This is a genomic window from Lentzea sp. HUAS12, from assembly GCF_024125735.1.
Taxonomy (GTDB): Bacteria; Actinomycetota; Actinomycetes; order Mycobacteriales; family Pseudonocardiaceae; genus Lentzea; species Lentzea albida.
Genome location: NZ_CP099738.1, coordinates 7189592 through 7203000 on the forward strand (window position 1 = coordinate 7189592; position 13409 = coordinate 7203000).

The 13409-nt window shown below is 69.6% G+C and carries 15 protein-coding genes; 7 read left to right on the forward strand and 8 right to left on the reverse strand.

All coding sequences use genetic code 11. The features are described 5' to 3' along the window. Positions 1-11: 11 nt before the first annotated feature. The gene (locus tag ND450_RS33240) at positions 12-1400 is read left to right on the forward strand and encodes a dihydrolipoamide acetyltransferase family protein (protein ID WP_253322288.1); all 1389 of its coding nucleotides are present in this window, start codon (positions 12-14) and stop codon (positions 1398-1400) included. Here the strand turns inward: ND450_RS33240 and ND450_RS33245 are convergent. Further along, the gene (locus ND450_RS33245) at positions 1394-2521 is read right to left on the reverse strand and encodes a pentapeptide repeat-containing protein (RefSeq protein WP_253322289.1); all 1128 of its coding nucleotides are present in this window, start codon (positions 2519-2521) and stop codon (positions 1394-1396) included. The two genes, ND450_RS33240 and ND450_RS33245, sit on opposite strands and share 7 nt — an antisense overlap. Before the next feature lie 61 nt (positions 2522-2582). On the opposite strand from ND450_RS33245, the gene ND450_RS33250 reads away from it, so the two are divergent. Further along, entirely contained in the window at positions 2583-3503 is a 921-nt protein-coding gene (locus ND450_RS33250) for a MerR family transcriptional regulator (RefSeq protein ID WP_253322290.1), read from the forward strand. Positions 3504-3570: 67 nt separating this feature from the next. Continuing rightward, positions 3571-3897, forward strand: coding sequence for a hypothetical protein (locus ND450_RS33255; RefSeq protein ID WP_253322291.1), 327 nt, complete (start codon positions 3571-3573; stop codon positions 3895-3897). On the opposite strand, the gene ND450_RS33260 is transcribed toward ND450_RS33255, so the two are convergent. From ND450_RS33260 to ND450_RS33270, 3 genes are all read right to left on the reverse strand, one after another. Then, positions 3894-4274, reverse strand: a complete 381-nt coding sequence (locus tag ND450_RS33260; RefSeq protein ID WP_253322292.1) for a hypothetical protein — start codon at positions 4272-4274, stop codon at positions 3894-3896. The two genes, ND450_RS33255 and ND450_RS33260, sit on opposite strands and share 4 nt — an antisense overlap. A gap of 105 nt (positions 4275-4379) precedes the next feature. Next, positions 4380-5594, reverse strand: a complete 1215-nt coding sequence (locus ND450_RS33265) for an acyl-CoA dehydrogenase family protein (protein WP_089918473.1) — start codon at positions 5592-5594, stop codon at positions 4380-4382. A gap of 15 nt (positions 5595-5609) precedes the next feature. Continuing rightward, on the reverse strand, positions 5610-6239 hold the full coding sequence (locus tag ND450_RS33270) for an SCP2 sterol-binding domain-containing protein (protein WP_089918477.1): 630 nt from the start codon (positions 6237-6239) through the stop codon (positions 5610-5612). 103 nt (positions 6240-6342) lie between these two features. On the opposite strand from ND450_RS33270, the gene ND450_RS33275 reads away from it, so the two are divergent. After that, positions 6343-6978: a TetR/AcrR family transcriptional regulator gene (locus ND450_RS33275; protein ID WP_089919062.1), complete on the forward strand. Its 636-nt coding sequence runs from the start codon at positions 6343-6345 to the stop codon at positions 6976-6978. Here ND450_RS33275 and ND450_RS33280 read toward each other — a convergent pair. Next, the gene (locus ND450_RS33280) at positions 6967-7728 is read right to left on the reverse strand and encodes a MaoC/PaaZ C-terminal domain-containing protein (RefSeq protein ID WP_253322293.1); all 762 of its coding nucleotides are present in this window, start codon (positions 7726-7728) and stop codon (positions 6967-6969) included. The genes ND450_RS33275 and ND450_RS33280 overlap by 12 nt on opposite strands. Continuing rightward, complete coding sequence (locus tag ND450_RS33285; RefSeq protein WP_253322294.1) at positions 7728-8963, reverse strand: 3-oxoacyl-ACP reductase; 1236 nt, start codon at positions 8961-8963, stop codon at positions 7728-7730. Before ND450_RS33285 ends, ND450_RS33280 begins: the two co-directional genes overlap by 1 nt. Positions 8964-9016: 53 nt before the next feature. Between ND450_RS33285 and ND450_RS33290 the strand changes: the two genes are divergently transcribed. Both ND450_RS33290 and ND450_RS33295 read left to right on the forward strand, forming a co-directional pair. Next, a complete protein-coding gene (locus tag ND450_RS33290; RefSeq protein WP_253322295.1) occupies positions 9017-10222 on the forward strand; it encodes an acetyl-CoA C-acetyltransferase in 1206 nt (401 codons plus the stop codon). Positions 10223-10305: 83 nt separating this feature from the next. After that, complete coding sequence (locus ND450_RS33295) at positions 10306-10566, forward strand: hypothetical protein (RefSeq protein ID WP_253322296.1); 261 nt, start codon at positions 10306-10308, stop codon at positions 10564-10566. On the opposite strand, the gene ND450_RS33300 is transcribed toward ND450_RS33295, so the two are convergent. Both ND450_RS33300 and ND450_RS33305 read right to left on the reverse strand, forming a co-directional pair. Further along, entirely contained in the window at positions 10496-11233 is a 738-nt protein-coding gene (locus ND450_RS33300; protein WP_253322297.1) for a trypsin-like serine protease, read from the reverse strand. The two genes, ND450_RS33295 and ND450_RS33300, sit on opposite strands and share 71 nt — an antisense overlap. Before the next feature lie 83 nt (positions 11234-11316). Then, a complete protein-coding gene (locus ND450_RS33305) occupies positions 11317-11931 on the reverse strand; it encodes an SIMPL domain-containing protein (protein ID WP_089919064.1) in 615 nt (204 codons plus the stop codon). 154 nt (positions 11932-12085) lie between these two features. Here ND450_RS33305 and ND450_RS33310 point away from each other — a divergent pair, with 154 nt between their 5' ends. Continuing rightward, on the forward strand, positions 12086-13279 hold the full coding sequence (locus ND450_RS33310; protein WP_191297794.1) for an ATP-binding protein: 1194 nt from the start codon (positions 12086-12088) through the stop codon (positions 13277-13279). Positions 13280-13409: the final 130 nt, after the last annotated feature.

Here is a 13409-nt window from a genome sequence, read left to right on the forward strand (position 1 = left end):
GACAACCGGAAATGCCGCAGTACAAGCAATTCCCCCTGCCCGACACGGCGGAGGGGCTGACCGAGGCCGAGATCCTCACCTGGCACGTGAAGCCGGGTGACACCGTCGCGGTCAACCAGATCATCGTCGAGATCGAGACGGCCAAGGCCGCCGTCGAGCTGCCGTGCCCGTGGGCCGGCGTCGTGACCGAGCTGCTGGCCGAGCCCGGCCAGACCGTCGAGGTCGGCGTCCCGATCATCACGATCGACACCGACCCCGGTGGCGCGGCCGCCCCCGCGGCCCCCGCACCCGTCGCGGCTTCGGCCGAGGCGAACGGCACCTCGTCCGGCAAGATCGGCGAGGAGATGCCGGGCGGGCGCATCGCGACGCTCGTCGGCTACGGCCCGAAGTCCGGCACCGCGAAGCGCCGCGCCCGCAAGGACGCCGCGCCCGCTGCCGCCGTCACGGCCCCGCCGGCTCCCGCTCCTGCTCCGGTTCCCGTTGCGGCGCCGGTGGTCCAGGCTCCCGCTCCGGTGGCGCCCGGCGGTTACGTGCCGCTGGCCAAGCCGCCGGTGCGCAAGCTGGCCAAGGACCTGGGCGTCGACCTGCACGTCCTGACGGGCTCCGGCCCCGGCGGCGTCATCACCCGCGAGGACGTCGAAACCGCCGTCTCCGCCCCCGCCGCTCCGGCGGCAGCTGCCGCCTCCTATGTGGACAACGGCACGCGTGAACGCAGGGTGCCCATCAAGGGCGTCCGCAAGGCCACCGCCCAGGCGATGGTCGACAGCGCGTTCACCGCACCGCACGTCACCGAGTTCCTGACGGTCGACGTGACCCCGATGATGGAACTGCGCGCGAAGCTCAAGAACGCGCCGGAGTTCCGCGGCGTGAAGCTGACCCCGCTGGCGTTCTGCGCCAAGGCGGTCATCCTCGCGGCCCGCCGCACGCCGGACGTCAACGCCACCTGGGACGCCGCGGCGAACGAGATCGTCTACAAGGACTACGTCCACCTGGGCATCGCGGCGGCGACGCCGCGCGGCCTGGTGGTGCCGAAGGTCCGCGACGCCGACCGCATGTCGTTGAAGGAACTCGCGGTCGCGCTGGACGAGCTGGCCACGGTCGCCCGGGACGGCAAGACGTCGCCGGCCGACATGATGAACGGCACCATCACGATCACCAACGTCGGCGTCTTCGGCGTCGACACCGGCACGCCGATCCTCAACCCCGGCGAGTCCGCGATCCTCGCCCTGGGCGCGATCCGCGACATGCCGTGGGTGGTCGACGGCGAGATCAAGGTCCGCAAGATCTGCCAGCTCGCGCTCTCCTTCGACCACCGCGTGGTCGACGGGCAGCAGGGTTCGCAGTTCCTGGCCGACGTCGGCGCGCTGCTGGCCGAGCCGGGCATCGCGATGACCTACTGAGGTAGTTCGCTCGACGCGGTGGGGAGTCCTCCGGGCTCCCCACCGACGTAGCGCACGGCTTGGAAGCCGGCCTCGAACGTGCGCAGGTCGATGGTGCTGTCGAGGAAAGTGCACAGCTCCACCCGCACCGGCAGCGACAGGGTCAGGTCGTGCCCGACGACGCTGCTGCCGGTGAAGGTGCTGCGGTAGAAGTCGATCCTGCTGTAGAGCGCGTCCAGGCGATGCAGGTTCAAGGTCGTCCGGTCGAACGTGCAGCCGACGAACTCGATGGCCCCGAAGTCGAAGTACGCGTCCTGGAAGTTCACCTCGGTGTTGGTGAACGTCGTGCCGTGGCAGCTCAACGTGGTGTTCCTGAACGCGGTGCGTTCGAACGACGTGTGGTCACCGGTGAACTCGGCACCGTCGAGGACGACCGCACCGGTGAACGTGCGCTCGCTGAAGTCGGCGTCGACGAAGCGGACTCCGGTGAAGTCGAAGTTCAGCTCCGACCACGGTCCCGCCTCGCGATGCGTGCCGAGCCGGTCGCGCAGGGCGCGGAAGATCTTGTTCGCCGTCTGGGCGTCGTCCTCGTGCAGCCGCAGCTGGTCGATCAACGCGTCGACGCACGTCTGCCGCTGGGCTTCCCAGTCGTCCGCGAGACCGGCCATGGCGGACACGCCCGCGATGCGCAGGCCGGGCTGCTCACCGCTCAGCAGCTCGGCGGCGACCTTGAAGCGTTCGTTGAACAGCTTGGTGCGCTCGCGTTCCTCCTGGTTGAGCGCGTGCGTGTGGGCTGCCTCCGTGACGCGCTGCTTGCGGTAGTTGACCGCCAGCGCGACCACGCCACCGAACCCGGCGACCACCGCGAGCCCGATCTTCAGCAGGTCCAGCATCTCGGTCGTGGTGAACGCGGCCTGCTTCGGCATCGTCGGCCAGCCGAGGATCCACAGCAGCCCACCACCCGCCGCCGCGGCCACGAGCAGCGCGACCACCAGCCAGCCGATGATCGACACCCAGACCGGCGATTGCGCCTCGCGCTTGCGGCGACGTCGAACTGGCAGCTTCAAGCGCCGGGCGAGCAACAGCAGCCACACCACGGCCAGTGCCCCCACAGCCGCGTATTGCCAGGTGTTCGACCCCACACAGGTGATCGTGCCCTATTCAGGTTGACCCTCCAGCAACTGGAGGGTTCACAGTTGTCCCGTGACGCGCTACCAGATCGGCGAGCTCGCCAGGATGACCGGACTCACCGTCCGCACCATCAGGTTCTACTCCGACTCGGGCCTCATCCCGCCCGCGGACAGGACCACCGGCGGCTACCGCACCTACGACGCCGACGCGGTCGCGAGGCTCAGGCTGGTCCGCACGCTCAGAGACCTGGGCGTGGACCTGCCCACGGCCGGCAAGGTGCTGGCCCGCGAGGTGTCGGTGACCGACGTGGCGCGTGCACACGCGGATGCGATCGACGCGCAGATGAAGACGTTGCGGCTCAGGCGGGCCGTGCTGCGCGCCGTCGCCAAAGGAGGGGAGATGGAACTGATGAACGAGTTGGCACGCATGTCGGACGAGGAGCGCCAGCGGATCCTCGACGACTTCTTCGAGGAGGTGTTCGGCCCCTACGAGATGGACCCGCAGTTCGAGCAGCACATGCGGTCCGTGCGCATCGAGCTGCCGGACGACCCGTCGACCGAGCAGTTGGAGGCGTGGGTCGAGCTCGCGAAGCTCGTGCAGGACCCGGACTTCCGCGCTGCCGTCAAGCGGATGTCCCGGCAGCACGAGGAGTACCGCCGCAACGGTGAGGACATGGGTCCGCGCTCGGAGAACCAGATGGAGGCGTTCAATTTCGCGATCGCCCAAGCGAAAGAAGCCCTTGACGCCGGCATCGCGCCCGAGTCCGCACAGGCCCGCGAGGTCGTGGACCGCGTGAACGCCAACTGGGCGGAGGCACTGGGCCTGCCGAACGACGAGACCCTCGTGGCGAAGCTGCGCGAACTCTCCGACTTCGCCGATCCCCGCGCCGAGCGGTACTGGGTGCTGATTGCGAAGGTCAACGGCTGGCCCGCGATGCCGGACCACTCGCGTGAGCGCGCCTGGCTGCGCGAAGCCGGCCAGCCGTTCGGCTAGCCCTTCTCCTGCAACGGGAACCAGCTGGGCGCCCAGCTCGTTCCTTTAGCAACGAAGGGGGTTCGTCATGTCAGTGCTTTTCGAGATTCTCGGGGGAGTTCTCGCAGAGGCCTTCGGTCCGTCGGGCGACGACCACACGCGCGGCGACGGCGACGTCTTCCTCGACGGCGAGTGGCACGAGGGCGAGCTGTTCTTCGGCCCCACCAAGATCATCTGGGACGAGCGCATCGTCTTCAGCGACGACGAGGGCCGCGTCGAGCAGATCATCGACCACGACCCGCCGCACCCGAACTTCGTGGTGCTGCACTTCCGCCGCCCCAGCGACACGGTTCTGCTTGCCGTGCACCGCCGCGAACTCAAGCGCGTCGGCGCGGTCCTGGCCCTGCCGCTCTAAGCCGACTCACCCCGGCGGATGCCGGCGTACATGAGCGTGCCGCCGGCGAACGCGAGGGCGAGGCCGGCCCAGCCGAGCTGGTTCACCACGCCGTCTTGCTCCCCGGTCAGCAACGGGATCGCGAAGAGCACGGCACCACTGAAGAACGCGACCAGGGACACCACGGCCATCCACGCCGGCCGCAGCATCCCGGCGAAGCTGTACCCGCCTTTGACCAGCACCCGCGTCACCAGCATGAGCACCACCGAGATCACCACCAGCACGACGTTCGCCGCCCGCGGCAACACCGGGCTCCCGGTCACGAATCCGCCGAGGACGACACCCGCGTTGACGAAGACGACCAGGAGCGATGCCCACTGGAGCTGAGACGGTCTCATGTCTTGCGACCCTAGGGCCATCAGCCCGTTTACCGGGCCATAACCGGGAACCGGGAACGTGGTGCGAGTGGCCCGCCGGCGCAGGGGAACGGCGGGCCACCACCTCTATTTGATCTGCATCCCGGAGATCATGCGCGAGACCACCAGTCGCTGGATCTCCGAAGTCCCCTCGAAAATGGTGAAGATCTTGGCGTCCCGGTGCATCCGCTCCACCGGGTGCTCACGGGTGTACCCGGCCCCACCCAGGATGTGGATCGCCCGCTCCGTGGCCCACACCGACACCTCGGACGCCTTGAGCTTCGACATCGAGCCCTCACCCGCGGTGAACGGCACGTTGTTGCGCCCCATCCACGCCGCCCGCCACACCAGCAGCCGCGACGCGTCGATCTCCATCCGCATGTTGGCGAGGTCGAACGCGATCGACTGGTTCTCGATGATCTTGCGCCCGAACGCCTCGCGGTCCTTCGCGTACTCCAGCGCGTAGTCGTAGGCAGCCCGTGCGACACCAACGGCCATCGCCCCAACGGTCGGGCGCGTGGTCTCGAACGTCGCCATCGCGGCCTGACCACCCGCGCGAAGACCCTCGCGCGCACGAGCCAGCCGTGCCTCCAGCCGCTCCCGGCCACCCAGAACACAGCGCCCGGGCACCCGCACGTCGTCCAGGAACACGTCGGCCGTGTGCGAGGCGCGCATGCCGTGCTTCTTGATCTTGCCCGGCGACGACAACCCCGGCGTGCCGGGCGGAACGATGAAACCGGCCTGGCCGCGCGAGCCCAGAGCGGGATCGACGACGGCGGTGACCACGTGGACGTTCGCGATGCCGCCGTTGGTGGCCCAGGCCTTCTGGCCGTTCAGCACCCACTCGTCGGTGGCCTCGTCGTAACGGGCGCGCGTGCGGTAGCCGGCCACGTCCGAGCCCGCCTGCGGTTCGGAGGCGCAGAAGGCGGCCAGCTTCGGGTCCGACTCGTCGCCGAAGCACTCCGGCACCCACTCGGCGAGCTGTTCGGGCTCGCCGCCCGCGAAGATGCCGGCTACGGCCAGACCGGTGCCCATCAGGGACAACGCGATGCCGGCGTCACCCCAGAAGAGCTCCTCGGTGGCGATGGGCAACGACAACCCGATGGGGTCGGCGAACCAGGTCGCGAGGGCCTCGAAGCCGTAGAGGCCGATCTTCGCCGCCTCCTGGATCACCGGCCACGGCGTTTCCTCGCGCTCGTCCCACTCCGAGGCCGCCGGCCTGATCACGTCGCGAGCGAAACCGTGCACCCAGTCGCGCAGGTCGGTCTGGTCTTCGTTCAGCTCGAGCGAGAAGCCACCCACTGCAAAACCTCTCCGTCAGGCCTTCGGGATGTTGAACAGGCTCATGAACCCGGCCGCGAACCCCAGGTCGCCCTTCACCTTCAGCTTGCCCGTCATGAACAGCACGGGGGCGGAGGCGTTGCCGGTCGCGAGCTTCAGGAAGTCGGCGGGCGTCAGCGTCACGATGGCGCGGGCCTCGCGCGTCACGCCCTTGTTGATGGTGCACTCGGCGTTCTCGATGATGGCCTCGTACACGTCTTCGAGCACGTGGAAGTGCACGACCGCCTTGGTGGCGCCGGCCCGGTCCGCCCGGAAGTGGACCTCCATGCGCCGGAACACCTCGTCCAGCACGCGCACGCGCAGGGCCTCGTCGGCGACGACGGCCTCGATCTGGTCCTTCGAGGCGCGCGAGATGATGCGGGCGAAGTTCGACGGGTCCATCTTCGACAGGTCGAGGTCGGCGCCGCCGTCCGCCAGCCTGCCCAACGCCCGCAGCAGCGCCGCGAAGTCGTCCTTGCCCAGCTTCTTCGGGTCGATCCCGCGGGCGATGACGTCGATGTCGACGTCCTTCAGGGCGGGGTCGTCCGGCGAGGTCTTCTCCAGCGTGCTGATGAGCTCGGCCGGGCTGAGCTTCGCGATCGCCTCGGTGCTGAGGTCGAGCGTCATGGTGGGACACCTCCTGGTACCTACTCGCGAGTAAGACTACTGATGAGTAGATAGAGCGGCAAGCCGATCGGATAATCTTGCGGCTTCGAACCGAGGGGTAGTGATGCGCACAGAAGGTCGAGCCAAGCGCTTGCCACGCGCCGTGCGTGAGCGGCAGATCATGGACGCCGCCGTCGACGTGTTCTCGCGGCTCGGCTTCCACTCGGCCTCCATGGACGAGATCTCCGAGGTCGCGGGCATCTCGAAGCCGATGCTGTACGCCTACCTGGGCTCCAAGGAGGAGCTGTTCGCGACGTGCATCCGGCGTGAGGCCACCCGCATGATGGAGGCCATCGCGACGGGCGTCGAGCCCGACCAGGAACCCGACGTGCAGCTGTGGAGCGGCCTGCGGGCGTTCTTCGGGTTCGTCGGGGAGAACCGGGCGAGCTGGCAGGTGCTGCACCGGCAGGCGTCCAACCAGGGCGGTCCGTTCGCGGTGGAGCTCATGGACATGCGCGCTCGCGCGGTGTCGCTGGTCGCGGCGCTGCTGACCCAGTCGACGAAGGCTCCGGCGACCAAGCTCGAGGCCGAGTCGCTGGCCGCCGCGCTGGTCGGGGCCGGCGAGTCGCTCGCGGACTGGTGGCTCGACCACCCCGAGGAACCCGCCGGCGTCGTGGCGGCCCGCCTCATGAACCTCGTCTGGATGGGGTTCGGCGACCTGGTCGACGGCAACGTCTGGCATCCACCGTCACGACGTTGAGCCGAGCAGGTGGGGGCCCTTGCCCCACACGGCGAACTCCCAGCCGCCGCCGTTCTCGCTCGCCGAGAACTCGACGCGACCGGGGATGAGCAGCGGCTTCTTGAACCGGACGTCGACCGTCACGGCCTCGGGCAGCCGTCCCTCCAGCGCGGCCAGGCACCGGGCCTTCGTCCACATGCCGTGCGCGATCGCTCGCTTGAAGCCGAACACCTTGGCGCTCAACGGGTGCAGGTGGATCGGGTTGCGGTCGCCGGACGCCGCGCCGTAGCGCCGCCCGATGTCCGCGGGCACGCGCCACACCGCCGAGCCGGTCGGCCGGTCCAGCTTCTCGCCGGGACCGGACGAGCCGCCGCCGCGTCGCAGGTAGGTCGAAACGCCTTCCCAGACACCGGAAACCGACGTCACCACGTCCACCTGCGTGCCCTGCGGGTGCGGCCGCAGATCCCGCGCGGACACCGTGATCTCCAGCGGCTCGTCCGCGGTCAGCGGACGCGACTGCGTGATCCGGTTCGCCACGTGCACCAGGCCGGGCAGCGGGAACGGGAACCCGGTGCCGGACATCAGCCTCATCTGCAACGGGAACCCGAGCACGTGCGGGTAGGTCAACGGCAACGCGTCGCGCAAACCGAAGCCGCACACCGAGTTGTAGGCCGCGAGGTGCTTCAGCGAGACGTCGACGGAGGCCGACACCGGTTGCGCGGCAAGCGTTTCGCCGCGCCGGAACGACGTGAGGGCGGCGCGCAGCAGCATCAGGCCCCCAGCAGCATCTGGCCGCACACCCGCACGACGTTGCCGTTCACGCCACCGGAGCCGGGCGACGCGAACCACGCCACGGTCTCCGCGACGTCGACCGGCAACCCGCCCTGCGACAGGCTGTTCATCCTCCGCCCGGCCTCGCGCGTCGCGAACGGCACCGCGGCCGTCATCTTCGTCTCGATGAAACCGGGTGCCACGGCGTTGATCGTGGCGCCCCGAGCCGCGAGAACGGGCGCGAGCGTCTGCACCATGCCGATCACGCCCGCCTTCGACGTGGCGTAGTTGGTCTGGCCGCGGTTGCCCGCGATCCCGGCGATCGACGACACCCCGATGATCCGTCCACCGCCGCGCAGCACGCCGTCGTGCAGCAACGCGTCGTTGACCCGCTCCTGGCAGGCGAGGTTGACCTCCAGCACCGAGTCCCACTGCGAGGAGTCCATGCGCGCCAGCGTCTTGTCGCGCGTGATGCCGGCGTTGTGCACGACGATGTCGACGCCACTGTGCCGTTCCAGCAGGTACGAGGTCAGCCGGGCGGGGTCGCCGGTGATGTCGAGCTGCAACGCGGACCCGCCGAGGGAGTTCGCGACCTTCGACAGCTCGTCGCCCGCCGCGGGCACGTCGAGGCAGACCACGTGCGCGCCGTCGCGGGCCAACGTGGCCGCGATCGCCTCGCCGATACCCCGCGAGGCGCCCGTGACCAGCGCGACCTTGCCCTTCAGCGTGGCCGGAGCGGCGTTCCCGGAGACGTGCACGACCTGCCCGGACACGTACGCGGACCGTCCGGAGAGGAAGAACCGCAGCGTCGACTCGACCCCGTCCTCGGCTCCGTCCGCCACGTACACGAGGTTCGCCGTGCCACCGCGGCGCAGCTCCTTGCCGACCGATCGCACGAAGCCTTCCAACGCCCGTTGCGCCACGGAGTCCGGCGACCGCCCGATCACGACGACCCGCCCGCACGGCCCCAGTTGCGTGATCGCCGGGTGGAAGAACTCGTGCAGTTGCCGCAGGTCGGAGGCGGACGAGAGCTCCGACGCGTCGAACACCAGCGCGCCGTACGGGGCAGGCCCTGTTTCCAGCTGCTTCAGAAAGGGCAGCCGGGTGGCGCCACCGACGAGCACCGGTGTGGCCAGCGCGGCGTCGCGGCGCAGCGGATACGGGTCCGGCAGGCCAAGCCTGCGCACGAGCTGACGGCCGAGCCCCGACGTTGCGAACTTCTGGTACCTGTCCACGAACCACAACCTACTCGCTAGTAAGTCTACCCGCTAGTAGGTAGTATGGCGGCATGCGAGTAGCGATCATCGGCGGCAACCGCATCCCGTTCGCCCGCTCGAACGGCCCGTACGCCACCGCGTCGAACCAGGACATGTTCACGGCGGTGCTGGACGGCCTGGTGAGCCGCTTCGGCCTGCAGGGTGAACGCCTCGGTGAGGTGGTCGGGGGCGCCGTGCTCAAGCACTCGCGCGACTTCAACCTCGTCCGCGAGTCCGTTCTCGGCAGCAGGCTCAGCCCGGAAACGCCCGCGTACGACCTCCAGCAGGCATGCGGTACCGGCCTGCAGGCGATCATCGCCGTGGCCAACAAGATCGCGCTCGGCCAGATCGAGGCGGGCATCGCGGGCGGCGTCGACACCACCAGCGACGCGCCGATCGGCGTGAACGAGAACTTCCGCAAGCTCCTGCTGGAGTTCAACCGCACCCGCAGGATCAGCCTCCTGACGAAGCTGCGCCCAAGCCACGTCGTCCCGCACCTGCCGCGCAACGGCGAACCGCGCACCGGCATGTCGATGGGCGAGCACGCGGCCGTCACCGCCGCCGAGTACGGCATCACGCGCGAGGACCAGGACGAACTCACCGCGCGCAGCCACCACAACCTCGCGCGCGCCTACGACGAGGGCTTCTTCGACGACCTCGTCACCCCGTACCTCGGCCTGACCCGCGACCAGAACCTCCGCCCGGACAGCAGCGTGGAGAAGCTCGCGAAGCTCAAGCCCGTCTTCGGCGACACGATGACCGCCGGCAACTCGACCCCGCTGTCCGACGGCGCCTCCGCGGTCCTGCTCGCGACCGAGGAGTGGGCGGCCGCGCGCAACCTGCCCGTGCTCGCGTACCTGACGTTCGCCGAGACCGCCGCCGTCGACTACGTGCACGGCGGCGAGGGCCTGCTCATAGCACCCGTGCACGCCGCACCGCGCATGCTCGACAAGGCGGGCCTCACACTCCAGGACTTCGACTTCTACGAGGTGCACGAGGCGTTCGCGTCCCAGGTGCTGGCGACGCTGAAGGCCTGGGAGAAGGAGCTCGGCGAGATCGACAGGGCGAAGCTGAACGTCAACGGCTCGTCGCTCGCGGCAGGCCACCCGTTCGCCGCCACCGGCGCCCGCATCGTCGCGACCCTCGCCAAGTTGCTGCACCAGAAGGGAAGTGGACGCGGTTTCGTGTCCATTTGCGCGGCCGGCGGCCAGGGGATCACTGCGATTCTGGAACGGTGACGCACCAAGGCTTGCCGAAGCCGAGGGCCCCTCATGCACACTCACTGGACCGCGGCGTGGCGGTACTGGGGGGTGGGGGGCGCATGCACGACCTGCAAGTCGATCCCGAGAGAGATCCGGTGCTGGCACGCGCCCTCACCGGCACGATGCGCGACGAGTGGCGGCCGGCCGCCGACGCCATGAGGTCGGCCCGCGAGTGGGAACGCCGCGCCTACATCACGTTGACGCTGGCCGCGGCGGCCCGGCGGCGCGTCGAGTGGCTCAGGCGGTGGCTCAAGGCCCGACCGGACGATCGGGACGCGGCCGCGGTGCAGCACGCGATGGAGTCTCTCGACGAGGGTTAGCGATCGTGCTGTCGATCCAGGCCTGATGCGGCGCCACGGCCGTGTAGACGGTCCAGCCTTCGGCGCCACACGGCCCTATCGGCCCGCGACTCGTCACCGCGACCACCCTGCCGTCGACGATCGCGGGCGTCCCCGAGTCACCGTGGCACACGGCGGCCTCGGCGGACTGCTTCACGCAGATCTCGTCGCTCCCGCCGCACTGCCCGAGCACCTCGGTGTCGAGCTGCTTGAGGTGCCGCGGAGAGGTGGGGTTCTCCTGCGCGTCCATGCCCCAGCCGAGCAACCGGATCGGCCCGGACACCGGCATCGGACCGACCAGTGCGGGCGTCTCGGCGACGGGCTTCTCCAACTCGACCAGCCCGATGTCGCCGTGGTCGCCCTTGTGCACGCTCGCGACCGCGACGACGCTGCCGCCTTCGAGCCGGTCGTTCGACCCGACCCGGACCGACGTGCCGACCGCGGCCCGCCCCAGGCAGTGTCCCGCCGTCACGATCCACCGCGGCGCGACCAGCCCGCCACCGCACCCGTGCCCGTTGTCGTCGTGCCCCAGGTCGGCGATCCAGGTGTGCTCCCCGGTCGCCGTCTCCCCGCCGATGATCGCGTGCGCGGGCGCGATGGACGCCATCACCGCCGCCCCGACGACCATGCCGATCAACAAGTTCCGCATGGATCGGCACGGTATGGATCGACGCCGTCACCGCGGATCGCACCGCGGCATGATCCGCGGGTCAGACCTCAGGACTACGGCCGTCAGTCGAGCAACGACCACGCGGCCGTGCACGACGCGGACACGGTGATCTGCTGCGCCTTCAGGTTCAGCTGGTCCACCATCCCGGCGGGCCCGGCCATCTCGAACGACGCCGCACCGCTCATCATTCGCGGCTGGTAGTGCGCGCCGCCCTCCGTGTCGCCGATCCGCAGCAACGGCCCGAGCCGCCGCCCCAGGGCAGACGCGTACCCCTCGGCGCGACGCAGCGCATCGGCGACAGCCTCCCGCTGCGCCTCACGGATGGCCTCGCCGTCGTCGACCAACGCCCACGACGGACCGTTGATCCAGGACGGCTCGGCCTGGACGAGTTCGCCGAGCAGCGCGTCGAGGCGGTCGAGGTCCTTCACCCAGATCACGTACTGCTGCGACGCGCGGCTGCCGACGCGCTGGTTGTTGTCCCAGTTGTCGTGCGCGGACAGCTGCCGCGACCGCACCTCGAACTCCTCGAGCAGCGGCTCGATCGTGGAAATGCGCTGGTTGAGCGTGCTCACCGCCTCGGAGCGTTCGGCGCCGAGCGCCTCGAACGTCACGTCGACCTGCGCGCGGTCGGCGGTGCGCTCGACCTCGCCTGTCCCCTTCGTCACGACTTCAGCCACGTGTGTCAGCCAACCGGCACGGCACACCATCCGCAACTATTCGACTCTATTGCTCAATCACTAGATAAACTTAGAGAGCGGCATCCGGCCGCATTTCGACGCGAGTCTGCGCGTCTCTAAGGCGGGTCCTAGAAACGCGGATACGGTGCGAGCCATGGACCCGGTGCGCAACCCGTTCGCTCCCGGTGCAGGCCAGCGGCCTCCTGAGCTCGCCGGCCGGGACAAAGAGGTCGGTGCGTTCGAGGTGGTGCTCGAACGCGTGGCCCGCGGCCGTCCCGAACGCAGCCTCGTGCTGACGGGACTGCGCGGGGTCGGCAAGACGGTGCTGCTCGGCGAGCTGCGGTCGATGGCCGTGAAACGCGGCTGGGGTGCCGGCAAGGTCGAGGCCAGGCCCGACGCCGACCTCAGAAGGCCCTTGAGCGCCGCGCTGCACCGGGCGATCCGCGACCTCGCGGTGCGGCACCGCGCGCCGGACCGGGTCGAGGCGATCCTCGGCATTCTGAAGGCGTTCGCGCTCAGGGCCGCCCCCGACGGCGCCAAGCTGCGCGACCGCTGGCAGCCGGGCATCGACGTGCCCGCCGCGTCCGGCCGCGCGGACTCCGGTGACATCGAGATCGACCTGGTCGAGCTCTTCACCGACGTCGCCGAGCTGGCGCAGGACGTCGGCACGGGCGTGGCGCTGCTGATCGACGAGATGCAGGACCTCAAGCCGGACGACATCAGCGCGTTGTGCGCGGCCTGCCACGAGCTCTCGCAGATCGGCGCGCCGCTCGTGGTCGTCGGTGCCGGCCTGCCCCACCTGCCCGCGGTTCTGAGTGCGAGCAAGTCGTACTCGGAACGCCTCTTCCGCTACGTCCGCATCGACCGGCTCAGCCGCGAGGACGCCGACCGCGCCGTGCTGGCCCCGGTCGAACGCGAGGACGCGGGCATCACCGACGAGGCGCTCGACGCCCTTTTCGACGCGAGCGGGGGCTACCCGTACTTCATCCAGGCCTACGGCAAGGCCGCCTGGGACGCCGCTCCGGCCGACCCGATCACCGCGCTGGACGTCTCGGTGGCGGCTCCGGAGGCCGACGCGGAGCTGGCCGTGGGCTTCTTCGGCTCCCGATACGAGCGTGCAACGCCCGCTGAACGCGAGTATCTCCGGTCGATGGCCGAGTTGACCGACGGAAAGGATGCGGGCGTCAACACCGCCCAGGTGGCCGACCACCTCGGCCGCAAGCCCTCGTCGCTGTCACCCGCGCGGGACTCGCTCATCAAGAAAGGCCTGGTCTACAGCGCGGAACGGGGGCAGATCGCCTTCACCGTGCCGCACTTCGGGCGCTTCCTGCTCGGCCGGGAGGAGTGATGGCGGTTACCCGTCGTTGTCCGGCTGTCCACGTTGTCGGCCGATGATTCATCGGCATGTGCGCCACCTCACCGGACAATCGCGTGCGTTTACGCCTACGAAGGTGCATACTTGAGTCACCAGCCAACAA